Source organism: Lentzea albidocapillata, from assembly GCF_000719115.1.
GTDB classification, from domain to species: domain Bacteria; phylum Actinomycetota; class Actinomycetes; order Mycobacteriales; family Pseudonocardiaceae; genus Lentzea; species Lentzea albidocapillata.
In genome coordinates, this window is record NZ_JOEA01000018.1 from 100,003 (window position 1) to 115,797 (window position 15,795).

The following is a 15,795-nucleotide window of genomic DNA, read 5'->3' on the forward strand; positions in this document are numbered from 1 at the left end:
GGATTCTTCCACCGGTACAGGTCGAAAACATGTGCTGGACCGATGATCCGGACCACCCGCACGCTGTCCTGCATGAAGTTCTCGCGGCCAGAGGCCCGCAGCTGGCGATGCCCTCCCGCGCCCACCGGGGCGCGGGACTTCCACGCCGGGCTGCCCGGCTACGCGCCCACTCCGCTGACCGAGCTGCCGGCCCTCGCCGCGGAACTCGGAATCGGCCGTCTGTTCGTCAAGGACGAATCCTCCCGGCTCGGCCTGCCCGCTTTCAAGGCTCTCGGCGCGTCCTGGGCCGTTCACCGCGTTCTCGAGCGGCATCCGGGCCAGGTCACGCTCACCACCGCGACCGACGGCAACCACGGCAGGGCGGTCGCTCGCATGGCCCGGCTGCGTGGCCAGCTCGCCCACGTCTTCGTGCCGCACACCGTGCCCGAACCGGCGATCGAGGCCATCCGGGCAGAGAACGCGCAGGTCACGGTGGTCGAGGGCACGTACGACGACGCGGTGGCCGCAGCCGCCGAAGCGGACGGAATCCTCGTGCAGGACATGGGCCGGCCCGGCTACGAGGAGGTCCCGGCCTGGATCGTCGAGGGTTACGGCACGCTCTGCCACGAGATCGACGAGCAGCTCGACCGGGAACCCGACCTGGTCGTCGTCCCGGTCGGTGTCGGCTCGTTCGCGCAGGCCGTGATCACCCACTACCGCGGCCGCGACTCCCGCACGAGGCTCCTCGCCGTCGAACCGGACAGCGCCGCCTGCGTCCTCGAAAGCCTGAAAGCGGGCGAGCTCAGGACCGTGCCCACCGGCGACACGATCATGGCCGGACTGAACTGCGGCACACCGTCCGCCACCTCCTGGCCGTATCTGCACAACGGTCTGGACGCCGCCGTGGCCATCTCCGAAGCCGAATGCAGCAAAGCGATGCAGGACCTCCACGCGCAGAACGTCCACTCCGGACCGTGCGGCGCCGCACCTCTCGCCGGACTGCGCGCCATGCGTGGCGAGTTCGGCCACCTCGACACCGTCGTACTCATCAGCACCGAAGGACGCCCGTGAACCCACGTGACCTGCTGGCCCAACTGGTCTCCATCGACTCGGTCAACCCCGACCTCGTCCCCGGCGGCAACGGCGAACACGAGATCGCCGGCTTCATCACCACCTGGTTCCGCGCCCACGACTTCGACGTCCACCGCCTGGAGCGACGGCCGGGCAGGCCGTCACTCGTCGCCGTCAGGAAGGGCACCGGCGGCGGGAAGTCGCTGATGCTCAACGGCCACGTCGACACGGTCGGCCTCGCGGGCTACGACGGCGACCCGCTGAGGCCGCACGTCGAGAACGGCAGGATGTTCGGCCGCGGCACGTTCGACATGAAGGGCGGCATCGCGGCCATGATGGTCGCCGCGGCCAGGGCCACCGAACGCCCGCTGCGCGGCGACGTCATCGTCGCGTGCGTGGCTGACGAGGAACACGGCAGCTTCGGCACGGAAGAGGTGCTCGAACACTTCACCGCCGACGCCGCCATCGTCACCGAACCCAGCCACCTCGAAGTCACCCTGGCGCACAAGGGTTTCGTCTGGTTCGACGTCGAGGTCGAAGGCAGGGCCGCCCACGGCTCGCGCCCGGAACTCGGCATCGACGCCATCACCAAGGCAGGCCAGTTCCTCGTGGCGCTGGAACGACTGGGCCAGGACCTCCACGAAGGCCCGAGACACCACCTGCTCGGCACCGGCACGGTCCACGCGTCGTTGATCAGCGGCGGCGAGGAGGCCTCGACCTACCCGTCGGCCTGCAGGATCACCCTCGAACGCCGCACGGTCCCCGGCGAATCCCCGCAGCAGACCGAGGACGAACTGCGCACGATCCTCGACCACCTGACCGCCACCGTCCCGGACTTCAAAGCCGAACTCACCCGAGGCCTCGCCAGGGACCCCTTCGAGGCCGACCCCGAGGCGGAGATCGTCCGCACGCTCATCGCGAACCTCGGCGAGCCACCGGTCATCCGCGCGGAGCCGTTCTGGACCGACTGCGCCCTGCTGGACCGCGCCGGCATCCCCTGCCTGCTGTTCGGCGTCGACGGCGCGGGCGCGCACGCGGCCACCGAGTACGTCGACCTGGCCTCCCTCGACCGGCTCACCGAGGTCCTGACCGGCACGATCACCGACTTCTGCCGCTAAGTAAACGGTCACCTCGCCGCATGACCGGTTCCTCGACGTAACGCCAGCTGAGCGCCGCCGCCACGATCGTGAGCACCGCCGCGACCGGCCCGGCGGCGGCGCCCAGTTCCGGGCGCAGCCACAGGGTGAGCGGGTAGTTCCACAGGTAGGCGCCGTAGGACAGGACGCCCAGCGCCACCAGCGGCCGGATCGGCGTCGCCACCCGCTCCCACTTCGACCAGACCAGCAACAGCACCGCCGTGCAGGCCGCGATCGCCGGGCCCGCCACGAGGTAGGTCAGCGCGTGGCCCCGGAGAGGCACCACCGAGAGCACCGCCAGCCCGGTCAGGGCGATCGGCACGGCCCAGCGCGGCGCGGTGGTCAGCCTGAGCCTGGTCGCGGCGCCGATCACGAAGCACACGAACCACGACGTCGGCAGCGCGTAGGCGTTGTCGGCGTTCGGCCACAGCCAGACGAGCGTCGCCGTGCAGGCCGCGAGCGCGCCCAGCGCCGTGGCGACGAGAACCGCGCCGGTCCGGTTGCGCACCCAGGCGAACGCCAGCAACGCGGGCCACAGCAGGTAGAACTGCTCCTCGGTCGCGAGCGTCCAGCCGTGGAACGCCGCCGGGCTGACGCCGCTGATCGGCAGGTTGCCCGTGAACGTCACCAGCACGATCACGGTCCTGAGCAGCTTGTCCCGCTCCCCCAACGGGTCGAACACGAGCGTCACGACGGCGAAGATCAGTGTGAGCGCTATCAACGCGGGCAGCAGCCTGCGCGCCCGGCGCAGGTAGAACCGCTTGAAGTCGACGCGCCCGGTGTTCGTGAGCTCCCTCTGCAGAACACCGGTGATCAGGTAGCCGCTCAGCGTGAAGAACACGACCACGCCGACGACGCCCGCACCGGGGAACACGTCAGGAAACGCGTGGCGCAGCATCACGAGGAGAATCGCGATACCGCGCAACACGTCCAGTCCGGCGATGCGCCTCACCGCATCGCTCCGCGGACGAGCTTGTCCAGCAGGTCCGGATAGGACAGTCCGGCGGCCGCGAACATCTTGGGCACCTGCGACTCCGCCGTCATGCCCGGCATGGTGTTGACCTCGTTGAGCACGAACCCGTCCCCGGTGAGGAAGAAGTCGACCCGTGCGAGCCCACGGCAGCCCAGCGCCTCGTAGACCTTGAGCGCCGCGTCTTCCAGTGCCTTGAGCTCGGTGTCGGCCAGCGGTGCGGGGATCACGAACTGGGCGCTGCCGTCGTACTTCACGGTCGTGTCGAAGAGGCCCGGAACCCTGATCTCCAGCGGCGGCCCGGTCCGGCGGCCCTCGTCCGGGTCGTCGAGGACCGCGATGTCGATCTCCCGGCCGTCCAGGACCTCCTCGACCAGCACGCGGTCGTCCAGTTCCAGCGCCTGGAGCACGGCGGGTTCGAGGTCTTCCTCGCGCTCGACGAGCCTCACCCCGAAACTCGACCCGGCCGCCACCGGCTTCACCACGACCGGACCGGTGAAGTCCACAGTGGACGCGTTGGTGACCAGCGTGCCCTTCGCCGTGCGGACCCCGACCGCCTCGGCGACGAGCTTGGTGGCCCACTTGTCCATCGCGAGCGCGCCGGCCCGCAGCGGCGAGCCCACGTACGGCACACCGGCCAGTTCACAGAGGCCCGCCAGCGTGCCGTCCTCCCCCAGCGGCCCGTGGACCAGCGGCAACACCACGTCACAGGTGGCCAGCACGTCGAGCGCGGCGGCGAGGCTGCCGGACGTCAGCGTGTCGAGCACCTGGCCGTCCTGCCCGTGCCAGCGGCCGTCGCGGCCGATCGTGAGCGCCACGGCCTCGTACTTCGCCGGGTCGAGCGCCTCACGGACCGACTTCGCCGACGCCACCGAGACGTCGTGCTCGCAGTTCTGCCCGCCGCCGATCACGGCTACGCGGATCCCCCTCATCGAACGTTCCTCCGCACCCTCGCCCCAATGCCCGTCACGATCTCGTGCGGGATCGTCCCCGCCCACCGAGCCCAGTCCGCCACCGTCGGCTCGCCGTCCCCCGGCCCGAACACCACCGCTTCGTCACCCGGCACCACCTCGTCGTCCCCGACGTCGACCACGACCTGGTCCATCGAGATCACCCCGGCGACCGGCCGGCGACGTCCGGCCAGCCACACCTCGGCCCGAGCCGACGCGCTGCGCGGCAGGCCGTCCGCATAGCCGACCGGCAGCAGCGCCAGCGTCGTCGCACGGTCGGTGACGTGCGCGTGCCCGTACCCGACCCCGGTCCCCGCGGCGACCCGCCGCACCTGAACCACCGGCGCCGTGAACCGCAGGGCGGAGCGCAGCAGGGTGGTCCCGGACGGGTCGATCCCCACCAGCCCGGCCCCGATCCGAACGACGTCGAGGTGGGTGCCGGGGTCCGTCAGCGCGGCGCTCGTGGCCGCCAGGTGCCGTACCGACGGCCGCAGCCCGGCCTGGCGCGCCATCTCGACCCCCCGCAGCAGCGCCCGCTTGCCGTACTCATTCGCTCCAGGCGTGTCGGCACAAGGCAGATGTCCCATCACTCCGACGACCGAGACCCTCCCGGCCAGTTCCGCACGACGTGCCGCCGACATCAGCGACAGCCAGGACTCCGGCGCGGCCCCGTCCCGCGCCATCCCCGTGTCCAGCTGGAGGTGCACCCGCACCCCGCCCTCGATCGCGGCGAGGTGGTCCAGGCTCGGCACGCTCAGGTCGATCCCGTACCGGACGGCCGTGCGTACGTCCACGTCGACCGGGTTGAGCCAGCTCAGCACCGGAACGTCCACACCGGACTCCCGCACCCGCACGCCCTCCGCCAGCGAGGTGACCCCGATCCAGGTGGCCCCCGCCGCCACCGCGGTGCAGGCGACGTCGCCGAGGCCGTGCCCGAACCCGTCGGCCTTCACCACCGCCATGACAGCGCCACGCGCCCACGAGACGAACCGCCTCGTGTTGTCGGCCACCGCGGTGAGGTCGACCTGCAACGTCGGCTCCGAGGCCGCCTGACGCAGCCTCGTCACGCGCGCGCCCACGCAGGCACCTCCACCGGTCCGTAGACGGCCTGGCCGGCGCCGGTCAGCAACGCCCAGTAGCGGTCGCCGTAGGACCAGTGCCACCACTCGGTCGGGTAGTTGACCAGGCCGGCGCCACCCAGCGCGGCGGCCAGCACTGTTCGGTTGTGGCGGGCCTCGTCGTCGACCGGCGCGCCGAAGAAGCACGCGCCGTCGCTCTCCTCGGGAGTGGCGTCGACCTCCGTGCCCATCCACAGGTCCGCACCCGACGTCGTGACCAGCGTCAGGTCCACGGCCGCGCCCGCGACGTGCGGCGCGACGGCCAGCGGTGCCACGAACCGGCTGGACAACCGGTCCAGTTCGACCGTGTCCGCGGTGGGGTGGAGCTCACGCAGTTCGGCCGTGTAGCGCTCGATGATCGCGCTCTGGTCGGCGACGGTGCGGTGCCCCTCGATCACCCGCAGGTCCACACCGGACGGGAGCAGCGCGCGAGCCACGTCGAGACGCCGCGCGAGCCCTTCGCGCACCAGCACGCCGGGCGCGTGGTCCAGTGGCACCAAAGGATCCCCGTTGTCGAACACGCGGATGGCGCGCACGATCGGATCGGCTAGCAGGATGGTCATGCAGCCAACCTAGGAGCGTGCGTCCACCTAGGACTCCTCCTCCAGGCCACGCCCGCCCGCCGAACGAACGATTCAGAAGCGCGGACATCAGCCGTTCGGACGAGGGGCGCACGGCGCGCGGGAATTAGGCAGACTGGTGCCGTGACCCGACAGAGGACGATCTGACGTGCACGCCGCCGGCCTGGTGCTGCACCCGCGACGAGACTCCGCCGCCGCCGTCGAGGCCATCCTCGGCTGGGCGACCAAGCGCGGTGTCGAGATCCTCGGCATCTCCGACGAGATCCAGCGCCTGCGCTGCGAGGCGACCCCGGTCTCGGCCGAGGAACTGGGCCGCCGCGCCGACCTGCTGGTGAGCCTGGGCGGCGACGGCACGATGCTGCGCGCCATGCGCATGGCCGACGGCGAACGGGCCCCTGTCCTCGGCGTCAACCTGGGCAAACTCGGCTTTCTGGCCGAGGTCGACGTCCCGGACCTGCCCGCCGCCCTGAGCGCCATCGACGCCCACGAGTTCACCGTCGAACCCCGCCTCGCCGTCGACGCGCGCTTCAACGACCAAAAGGTCACCGCGTTCAACGACGTCGCCGTGGTCCGCATCCCCGGCGAGGGCAACGCCCGCGTCGCAGTCCGGGTGGCCGGCCAGCCGTTCGTCAGCTACGCCGCCGACGCCGTCATCGTCGCCACCCCGACCGGTTCCACCGCCTACAGCTTCTCGGCGGGCGGCCCGATCACCAGCCCGTCCGTCGAGGCGTTGCTCGTCACCCCGGCCGCCCCGCACTCCGCCTACAGCCGGGGTGTGGTGCTGTCGGTGAACGACGAGGTCGACCTCGACCTGCTGCCGTCCAGCGGCCGCCTGGCCGTGGAGGTGGACGGCATGGTCGCGGGCTACGTCGAGCCGGGTCAGCGGGTGTCGTTGCGCGGCCGTGCCGGTGCCGCCCGCGTGGTCCGGCTCGGGATGACGACGTTCTACCAGCGGGCACGGCGCAAGCTGCGGCTCACCGACTCCGCCGAACTGGGCTGACCCACCTCGTCCCCCGACCTCCACCCGTGCTCAAGCGCCGCTTGTTCGGATGTCCGCGCCGAGCAACGGATGGGGGCAAGGGACATGGAGCTGAACAGGCGCAGGGTGTTCGCGCTGGGTGCGGGCGCCGCGCTCGCCGCGGGCACCGGGACCGCCGGTGCCGACGCCGGGAGGACGGCACCCGAGCCGAACCTCCCCGGCTTCAAGCACAACTACGCGCAGGTCAACGGGGTACGCCTGCACTACGTCACCGGCGGGCGGGGCGAACCGCTGCTCCTGCTGCCGGGGTGGCCGCAGACCTGGTGGCTGTACAACAAGATCATGCCCGCGCTCGCGACGAAGTTCCGCGTCATCGCGGTGGACATGCGCGGCCAGGGCGGTTCGGAAAAGCCTCAGGGCGGGTTCGACAAGAAGACGATGGCGACCGACATCCACGAGCTCGTCAAGAAGCTCGGGTACGACCAGGTCAACGTCGTCGGCCACGACCTGGGCAGCATGGTCGCGTTCTCCTTCGCGGCCAACTTCCCCGCCGCGACCAAGAAGGTCGCGTTCATGGACGTGCTGCATCCCGACGAGAGCTTCTACCAGATCCCGCTGCTGCCCCCGCCGGGCGGATTCAGCCTGTGGTGGTTCGCGTTCAACCAGGTCATGGGCCTGCCCGAGCAGCTGCTGGCCGGCCGGTTCCGGTATCTGCTCGACTGGCTGTTCGCGAACACCGCGTTCACGCCGTCCGCCATCGACGAGCGCTCACGGCGGATCTACGCGCAGAACTACAACTCGCCGGAGGCCATCCGCGCGAGCAACGGCTGGTACCAGGCGTTCCACCAGGACATCGCGGACGGCAGGACCTACGCCAAGCTGACCCCGCCGGTGCTCGGCCTGGCCTCGATCTCGTCCTACGACCAGTTCCTGGGCGCGCTGCCGAACGTCGCGAACCAGTTCGAGGTCGTGCGCGTCGACGGGTCCGGCCACTGGCTCGCCGAGGAGCAGCCGGACACCGTCGCCCGCGAGATCACGCGGTTCTTCAGCTGACCGGACGTGCCGAGGGGATGAACGCCGCGATCACGACTGCCGGCAGCGCGGTCGCGGCGCCCAGGCCCATGATGAGCTGGAAGCTGAACGGCACGCCCACCTGCGTGAGCACGACGCCGTGCTCGACACCGACGTGCCGGGTTGTCGCGCCTGTCAGCGACTAGTTCTTCAGCGCGTAGAAGCGGATCGGCGCGTTCGGCTCGAACCCGATCCGGGGATAGACCGGTGCTCCGGCGGCCGTGGCGTGCAGCGTGGCACGGGTGATCCCGGTCGCCCGCCACGCTTCGTGCAACGCCTTGCGCGTCACCGCCTCGCCATATCCCCGGCGCTCAGATCCGGGCTCGGTCGCCACCAGCACCACGAACAGCCGCCCGGCCGTCTCGACCGCTCCCGCGCACGTCACCGGCACACCGTCCCTGAGGCCCAGGTACGCGTGCACCCCGCTCTTCCACAGCGCCGAACCGGCGATGCCGTCACGGCCGGCCTCCAGATCGAACCCGTACGCACGGGAGTTGATGTCCGCGTACGCCAGCAGCTGGTCGTCGGTCGTCACCCGCTCGAACGTCAGCTCCGGGTGCGCGGGCTCGGGGATCGGCAGCAGGTCGCCCGCCATCCCGGTGCCGGGAAACGCGTACTCGAACCCGGCACGGCCGGCCAGCGCGTCGAGGTCGGCACCCTCCGCCAGGCCCTCGAACACCCACAGGAAGCCGAAGTTCTGCTTCGTACGCATGACGTCGGCGGCTTCGGCGAAGCGCTGTGCGAGCAGGTCGGCGCCGATGCCGGACTCGGTGAGCGTCACGCAGTTCCAGAAGGGGAACCTGCAGTCCGCCCACCGCACCGCGATGCCGAGGAGATCACGCACGTCGGCGTTCGGATCCCGGTCCAGCACCATGGCGCGCCATCCGACGGTGAGCTGTTCCACGGACTCCAGCGCTTCGGTCGAATCGATCATGCTCGCAAGCCTAGGGCCTAGTCAGCGGCGTTCTCCCGCAGCCGCCGCAGCATCAACGCCAGCTGCAGCCGGAACCGGCCGGCCGAGTCGAGCTCGAACCCGAGCACCGACTCGGCGCGGGCGAGCCGTGCGGGCATCGTGCTGTGGTGCCGGTGCAACGCTGCCGCGGCCTTGCGCACCGAACCCGTGGCGCACAACGCGTCCAGCATCGTGATCATGCCCGGTTCCGCGGCCAGCCGGTCCAGCGCGCGCACGTCAGGTAGCGCCCCGATGTCCGCGAGGCCGACCTGCTCGGCCAGAAGCGCAAGGCCGCCAAGCCTTTCCCACCACACGACCGGCTCACCGTCCGATGTGTACCGCAACGCCGTCCGCGCGGCCTGCCAGGACCTGGCCGCGTCGATCGCGGGCAGCGACGGGCCGACACCGAGCCGTCCGGCCGTCTCCGGGACCTCGGTGGTCAGCACCGCACGCACGGTGCCCACCAGCACCGACCGTCCGGGAACCTCTGTGGTGGCCGCCAGCACGCGCAACGGCGCTGTGGCTGCGATGCCGAGCAGGTGCAGCGCGCGAGAACGTTCCGCCGTACCGGCGCCGTCGGACAGGACGAGCTCGATCAGCGCCGGATCGCCCAGTTCCGGCAGGGGCACGCTGGAGTGCTCGAGCAGCACGGCGGCGGCGATCGCGAACCGTTCCAGCAGCATGTCGTCCAGCGGCGCGGGCGCGCCCTGCCGGGCGACCCAGACCTCCACGCCGCCTTCGAGCGCGCGGACTGATGCCTTCGCGGGCACCGGGCCTGCCGTGACGGCGCCCCCGGCATCGGCGCACAGCAGGAGGCCCTGGCCGGGGGCGTGCAGGCCGACCGGGCACCCGGCGAGTTCGGAGGTGCTGCGCACCAACGCGTCCAGGCCCGCGCGCCCGGTGATCAGGCGATCGAAGAACCCGATCACCTTCACCGCGCTCTCGGCGTCGGCGTCCAGCCCGGACAACCTCAGCAGCAGGCCCTTCATCCCGTCACCATAGCCCCGACAGGTGGCTGGCCGAGTGGCCGAATCGCCCGCCACGTGTCGGCTGCCCGCACCGACGTTCCGAGCCGAGGATTGATCCCATGAGCTACGACCTGGATCCCGAACTGCTGCCCTGGCTCGACATGCTGCCGCAGGTGACCCTGACCGACCACGAGGCACTGGTCGCCGCGCGCACCCAGCAGTCGGAGCTGGCGAACCTCGTCCCGGCGTACGAGCCGGCCAACCCGATCGACGTCCGCGACGAGACGGTTCCCGGTCCCTCCGGCGCCCCGGACGTGCGGGTGCGCGTCTACGGCCGGGCCGGCCGCGAGAACCCCGTGCCCGGCCTGGTCTACATCCACGGTGGCGGGTTCATCGTCGGCAGCGTCGAGATGTTCGAGGCACACGTGCTGAAGCTCGTGGACCAGCTGGACATCGTGGTCGTGTCGGTCGACTACCGGCTTGCTCCCGAGCACCCGTTTCCGGCGCCGGTCGAGGACTGCTACGCGGCGCTGCAGTGGACGGCGGCCAAGGCTGATGAGCTCGGCATCGATCCCGCACGGCTCGGCATCGGCGGCGAGAGCGCGGGTGGCGGGCTCACCGCCGGGACCGTGCTGCTCGCGCGCGATCGCGGCGGTCCCGAGCTCACCTTCCAGCTCCTCGGCATCCCCGAGTTGGACGACCGGCTCGACACCGAGTCCATGCGGGACTACGTCGACACCCCGCTGTGGAACCGCCCCAACGCGATCTACAGCTGGACCGCCTACCTGGGCACCGAACCGGGCGGCGACGACGTCTCGCCGTACGCCGCCCCGGCCCGTGCCACCGACCTGTCCGGGCTCCCGCCCACGTTCGTCACGACCTGCCAGTACGACCCGCTGCGCGACGAAGGCGTCGAGTACGCGCGACGGCTCGCGCACGCGGGTGTACCGACCGAGCTGCGCCTGTACCCCGCCACGTTCCACGGTTCCTCGCTCGTCGAGAGCGCGGAGATCTCACGCCGGATGTTCGCCGACGAGGTGGACGCGTTGCGCCGCGGTTTGAAGGTCACAGGCTCCCAGTGACCGAGCTGCCGGACCTGATGACGTAGTAGGTGACGGTGGCGCCACTCCAGTAGTGGAACGTCAGCGTCACCCGCGCGTTGTCGTTGACCTCGGCGAAGAACTCCGGGGTCAGCGTCGTCACGCCGGTGGTGTAGTTCGGCGCGAACGTCCGGTCGAACTCCTTGAAGGAGGTCCAGTTGTGCGGTCCGGCGTTCGACCCGTCGGCGTACTTCGCCTCCATCGTGGCGAGCAGGTCGCCGCGGAAGGTCGTCGGGATCGCGAACGAGCCGGTGGTGCCGGTCGCGGCGGACAGCACGGGCGTGTCGTGGGTGATCAGGTTGACCCGCCACGGCACACCCGCCGAGAAGTGGGCCGTGAGTACGGCGTTCGTGCCGTAGCCACGTGATCCACTCAGCCTGGTCATCGCCGCGGCGGTCAGGGTGAGCTGGTCGCCCGAGGTCGTGTAGTCGGTGCCCCGCACCAGTTCCGCCGTGCCCTGACGCAGGCCGGTGAACGTGGTTCCGTTGGTGTTCAACGTGATCGTCTTGGCAGTGACGGCGCTCGACCGGGCGCTGAACACCTGGTCGGACGAGGCCGTGCCGGAGCGGGTGGTCCAGCTCGACTTGATCTGCGCGGCCAGTTCGGCATCGCTCCACTGCAAGGACGTGCGGCCGAGGTGCTGGCCGTTGTCCCACAGCATCGTGGTGATCTTCTTGGTGCGCGCGTAGTAACCGAAGTGCTCGAAGAACTTCAGCTTCTCGCCCTGCTCGATCGTGCCGGTGTGGCGGTCGAACCCGAGCAGTCCGTACTCGCCGAGGATCACCGGGACGCCGCGCGCGACGAAGGTGTTGTACACGCGGTCGAACGAGTCGGTCAGGTCCTTCTGCGCGGTCGCGTCGTACCGCGTGCCACCGGCCACGTTCACGCTGAACGGCCAGTAGCCGTAGTAGTGCACGGTCGCGACCAGGTTCGCGTCGCCGAAGCCGCTGATCGACGTCGCCAGCTCGTCGAGGCGTGCCTGGTCGGACGAGGTGTGCAGGGTGGGCAGCACCAGGAGGCGGTTCGCGTTGTTGCCGCCGGAGCGCCGCACGATGTCGCGGAAGGACGAGTTCAGCTCGTGCAGCAGCTGTGCGTTCTGGGCGTCACCCGAGCTGCCGGTGAACTGCGGCTCGTTCACGCTCTCGAACACGAGCTTGCCCGGCGAGTCCCGGAAAGCGGTGGCCAGCTGCGTCCAGATCGCGTTGTAGCGGGTGAGCACGCCGGTCCGGTTCGACGGCATGGCCGCGATCCACTGCCACGAGTCGTGGTGAATGTTGATCATGACGTGGAAGCCGTCCGCCAGCGCCCAGCCGACGACCTCCTTGACGCGGTTCAGGTACGCCGCCTCGATCACGTGGTCCTGGGCCTGGTGCTGGCCCCACGTGACGGGGATGCGGATGCTCTTGAAGCCCTGTGCCTTCACGTTGTCCAGCAAGGCTTCCGTGACGCGCGGGTTGCCCCAGGACGTCTCGTCGCTCCCGGTGGAGTCCAGCGTGTTGCCGAGGTTCCACCCCGGCTGCATCGCCGCCACCTGCGCCATCGCGTCGCCCGGCGCCGGGTTCCCGGTGGTGGTCGTCGTGGTCGTCGTGGTCGGGGGCGTGCCCGGTTCGCCGGTGCACGTGACCCCGTTGAGGGCGAACGACCGCGGCGCCGTGTTGGTGCCGGACCAGCTGCCGTTGAAGCCGAAGGACACCGAGGCGTTGGGCTCGATCACCGCGTTGTAGCCGGCGTTGACGGCGGTGGTGTCGGCGCCGGACGACGTGACGGTGGCGTTCCAGGCCTGGGTCACCCGCTGGCCGGACGGCCACGTCCAGGTCAGGCGCCAGCCGTCGACGCGCTCACCGAGGTTCCTGATGGACACGTTCGCGGTGAATCCGCCGTTCCACTGACTCGGCACCGCGTAGTCCACCTTGCAGCCCGGCGCCGCCGCGGCAGGAGCCACGACCGCCAGACCGATGCTCGCGGCCACCGAGACGAAAGCCGCCGTGAGCGCGAAGCCGCGCCTTCCGGTCATGACACACCTCCCGAATCTGGGAGCGTTCCCAGGTGGCCGGACTGTAGTCAGCCGCGATCGAGGCGGACAGACGGTCCGTCGAATCGACGTCGAACGCGGAAACGCCTCTGTCGCAGCGCTTTCATGACCGTTACAGTCCCGATCTGGGAGCGCTCCCAGATTCGCCCGAACTCCTGTCATCGGAGGCTGACGTGCACGGACGCAGAGCTCTGACAGCCATCCTCGCCGCGGTGCTCGTGGTGGTGGCCGGTCCGCTGGTGTCACCATCGACGGCCGCACCGGCGTTCAACTACGGCGAGGCGCTGCAGAAGTCCGTCTGGTTCTACGACGCCCAGCGTTCGGGAAAGCTGCCCGCCGGCAACCGCGTGAGCTGGCGCGGGGACTCGGCACTGCGCGACGGCTCCGACGCCGGCCTCGACCTGTCCGGCGGCTTCTACGACGCCGGCGACCACGTGAAGTTCGGGTTGCCCTTCGCGTTCAGCGTGTCGATGCTCGCCTGGGGTGCCGTCGAGAACCGGGCCGCCTACGCAGGCTCCGGTCAGCTCCCGCACCTCATGGCGAACCTGCGGCACGGCACGGACTGGATCATCAAGGCGCACCCGTCCCCGAACGTCGTCTACGGGCAGGTCGGCGCGGGCAACCCCGACCACGCGTGGTGGGGATCGGCGGAGGTCATGCCGATGGCCCGTCCGTCGTACAAAGTGGACAGTTCGTGTCCCGGCTCCGACCTCGCCGGCGAGTACGCGGCGGCGATGGCGTCGGCCTCGATGGTCTTCAAGGACACCGACCCTGCCTACGCGGCCACTCTCCTCACACACGCCAAGCAGCTCTACACGTTCGCGGACACCTATCGCGGCAAGTACAGCTCGTGCATCACGGACGCCGCGAGCTTCTACAACTCCTGGAGCGGCTACCAGGACGAGCTCGTCTGGGGCGCGATCTGGCTGCACCGCGCCACCGGTGACGCGAGCTACCTGACGAAGGCGAAGGCGGAGTACCAGAAGCTGGGCACCGAGCCGCAGAGCGCGGAACGCTCCTACAAGTGGACCATCGCCTGGGACGACAAGTCCTACGGCGCCTACGTCCTGATGGCGAAGCTGACCGGTGAGCAGACCTACGTCACCGACGCCAACCGCTGGCTGGACTTCTGGACCACCGGCTACAACGGCAACCGGGTGCGCTACTCCCCCGGCGGTCAGGCGGTGCTCGACAGCTGGGGTTCGCTGCGCTACGCCGCCAACACCGCGTTCGCCGCGCTGACCTACTCGGACTGGCTGTCCACACGCGACAGTGCGCGCGCCAGGACCTACCACGACTTCGGCGTACGGCAGATCAACTACGCCCTGGGCGACAACCCGCGCAACGCGAGTTACGTCGTCGGGTTCGGCACCAACCCGCCACGCAACCCGCACCACCGGGGCGCGCACGGTTCGTGGGCCGACAGCATCCAGGAGCCCGCCGTCAGCCGGCACGTGCTCTACGGCGCGCTGGTCGGCGGTCCCAGCACCAACAACGACGCCTACACCGACAGCCGCAGCGACTACGTGATGAACGAGGTCGCGCTCGACTACAACGCGGGCTTCACCGGCGCGCTCGCCCGCCTGTACGGGGAGTTCGGCGGCACTCCACTCGCCTCCTTCCCCGCGGCGGAGACTCCGGACGGCCCCGAGCTGACCGTGCAGGCGTCGGTGAACCAGAGCGCCGCCCAGTTCACCGAGATCAAGGCGTTCGTGCTCAACAAGAGCGCGTGGCCGGCGCGGACGTTCAACGGCACACTGCGCTACTACTTCACACTGGAGGGCGCCACCACACCCGGCCAGATCACGGTCACCACGAACTACAACCAGTGCGGCACACCGAGTTCACCGGTGCAGCACAGCGGCGCGGTGTACTACGTGGAGATCCCGTGCACCGGTGTGGCTCCGGCCGGGCAGTCCGCGTTCCGCAAGGAGGTCCAGTTCCGCATCACCAGCGCGGGCACGTGGGACCCGGCCAACGACTGGTCGCACACCGGCCTCGGCAGCGGCAACACCGTCGTCCAGACCGACCGGATCACGCTGCGCCAGGACGGAAAGACGTTGTGGGGCAACGAGCCCGGCGGCGCCGTGGAGGACAGCGAGCCACCATCGGTCCCCAGTGGGCTGACCGCATCCGATGCCGGTCCGACGAGCGTCACGCTGAACTGGACCGCCGCGGCCGACAACGTCGGGGTAGCCGGGTACGACGTGCTCAGCGGCACTACCGTCACAGGATCGGCGACCACGACCAGCCTGCGGGTCACCGGCCTCACACCGGACACGCCGTACTCGTTCTCGGTGCGCGCCCGCGATGCTGCGGGCAACGTGTCCGGCGCCAGCACCCCGGTCGCCACGCGCACGCTCCCCGGCGTCGCCGCCACACTCACGTTGCAGCACAAGGGATCCGGCTCGGCCACGTCGAACCAGATCGGCGCCACGCTTCAACTGACGAACCGCGGCACGGCGCCGGTCAGCCTCACCACCACGACGATCAGGTACTGGTTCACCGGCGAGACACCGTCGGCGACGTACCAGGTGTGGTGCGACTGGGCGCAGATCGGGTGCGCCACCGTCCAGGCAAGAGTGGTCAAGCTCCCCACCGCGCGCACGGGCGCCGACGCGTACGTCGAGGTCTCGTTCAGCTCCGGCAGCCTCGCCGCGGGAGCGAGCACGGGCGAGATCCAGGTGCGGACAGCGAAGTCCGATTGGTCCTCTTTCAACCAGACCGACGACCACAGCTATCGCGTCAGCAACGCTCTCTCCGATTTCGACAGGGTCACCGCCCACACCGGCGGTTCCCTCACGTGGGGTACCGAACCCTGATGAACCTCGGGGCGGGACGTTCTGCGCGGCACAGGCGTCCCGCCCCGTTCCCATTCGCGGTCGCGC

13 protein-coding genes are annotated in these 15,795 nt (G+C 70.2%); 6 read left to right on the forward strand and 7 right to left on the reverse strand.

The window, feature by feature from the left end; translation table 11 throughout:
* The first annotated feature begins 42 nt into the window (after window positions 1-42).
* Together IG04_RS0128875 and IG04_RS0128880 are read left to right on the forward strand one after the other, a co-directional pair.
* A complete protein-coding gene (locus IG04_RS0128875) occupies window positions 43-1,050 on the forward strand; it encodes a pyridoxal-phosphate dependent enzyme (RefSeq protein ID WP_051770887.1) in 1,008 nt (335 codons plus the stop codon).
* The gene (locus IG04_RS0128880) at window positions 1,047-2,168 is read left to right on the forward strand and encodes an ArgE/DapE family deacylase (RefSeq protein ID WP_030479886.1); all 1,122 of its coding nucleotides are present in this window, start codon (window positions 1,047-1,049) and stop codon (window positions 2,166-2,168) included. Before IG04_RS0128875 ends, IG04_RS0128880 begins: the two co-directional genes overlap by 4 nt.
* Here the strand turns inward: IG04_RS0128880 and IG04_RS0128885 are convergent.
* From IG04_RS0128885 to IG04_RS0128900, 4 genes are read right to left on the reverse strand one after another with little or no spacing between them, the layout of a single operon-like run.
* A complete protein-coding gene (locus IG04_RS0128885) occupies window positions 2,149-3,138 on the reverse strand; it encodes an acyltransferase family protein (protein WP_030479887.1) in 990 nt (329 codons plus the stop codon). The genes IG04_RS0128880 and IG04_RS0128885 overlap by 20 nt on opposite strands.
* Window positions 3,135-4,088, reverse strand: coding sequence for a D-alanine--D-alanine ligase family protein (locus tag IG04_RS0128890; protein WP_030479888.1), 954 nt, complete (start codon window positions 4,086-4,088; stop codon window positions 3,135-3,137). Before IG04_RS0128890 ends, IG04_RS0128885 begins: the two co-directional genes overlap by 4 nt.
* Window positions 4,085-5,185, reverse strand: a complete 1,101-nt coding sequence (gene alr, locus IG04_RS0128895; RefSeq protein WP_051770889.1) for an alanine racemase — start codon at window positions 5,183-5,185, stop codon at window positions 4,085-4,087. Before alr ends, IG04_RS0128890 begins: the two co-directional genes overlap by 4 nt.
* Entirely contained in the window at window positions 5,170-5,787 is a 618-nt protein-coding gene (locus tag IG04_RS0128900; RefSeq protein ID WP_030479890.1) for a M15 family metallopeptidase, read from the reverse strand. Before IG04_RS0128900 ends, alr begins: the two co-directional genes overlap by 16 nt.
* A gap of 166 nt (window positions 5,788-5,953) precedes the next feature.
* Here IG04_RS0128900 and IG04_RS0128905 point away from each other — a divergent pair, with 166 nt between their 5' ends.
* The gene (locus IG04_RS0128905; RefSeq protein ID WP_030479891.1) at window positions 5,954-6,805 is read left to right on the forward strand and encodes an NAD(+)/NADH kinase; all 852 of its coding nucleotides are present in this window, start codon (window positions 5,954-5,956) and stop codon (window positions 6,803-6,805) included.
* Window positions 6,806-6,889: 84 nt separating this feature from the next.
* A complete protein-coding gene (locus IG04_RS0128910; RefSeq protein WP_030479892.1) occupies window positions 6,890-7,837 on the forward strand; it encodes an alpha/beta fold hydrolase in 948 nt (315 codons plus the stop codon).
* A 160-nt stretch (window positions 7,838-7,997) separates the two neighbouring features.
* On the opposite strand, the gene IG04_RS0128920 is transcribed toward IG04_RS0128910, so the two are convergent.
* Window positions 7,998-8,789, reverse strand: a complete 792-nt coding sequence (locus IG04_RS0128920; protein WP_030479893.1) for a GNAT family N-acetyltransferase — start codon at window positions 8,787-8,789, stop codon at window positions 7,998-8,000.
* Between the two features lie 17 nt (window positions 8,790-8,806).
* On the reverse strand, window positions 8,807-9,796 hold the full coding sequence (locus IG04_RS0128925) for a helix-turn-helix domain-containing protein (RefSeq protein WP_030479894.1): 990 nt from the start codon (window positions 9,794-9,796) through the stop codon (window positions 8,807-8,809).
* Window positions 9,797-9,894: 98 nt separating this feature from the next.
* On the opposite strand from IG04_RS0128925, the gene IG04_RS0128930 reads away from it, so the two are divergent.
* The gene (locus IG04_RS0128930; protein ID WP_030479895.1) at window positions 9,895-10,857 is read left to right on the forward strand and encodes an alpha/beta hydrolase; all 963 of its coding nucleotides are present in this window, start codon (window positions 9,895-9,897) and stop codon (window positions 10,855-10,857) included.
* On the opposite strand, the gene IG04_RS0128935 is transcribed toward IG04_RS0128930, so the two are convergent.
* Entirely contained in the window at window positions 10,841-12,889 is a 2,049-nt protein-coding gene (locus tag IG04_RS0128935) for a cellulase family glycosylhydrolase (protein ID WP_030479896.1), read from the reverse strand. The two genes, IG04_RS0128930 and IG04_RS0128935, sit on opposite strands and share 17 nt — an antisense overlap.
* 191 nt (window positions 12,890-13,080) lie before the next feature.
* Between IG04_RS0128935 and IG04_RS0128940 the strand changes: the two genes are divergently transcribed.
* Window positions 13,081-15,729, forward strand: coding sequence for a glycoside hydrolase family 9 protein (locus IG04_RS0128940; RefSeq protein ID WP_245815968.1), 2,649 nt, complete (start codon window positions 13,081-13,083; stop codon window positions 15,727-15,729).
* Window positions 15,730-15,795 lie beyond the last annotated feature (66 nt).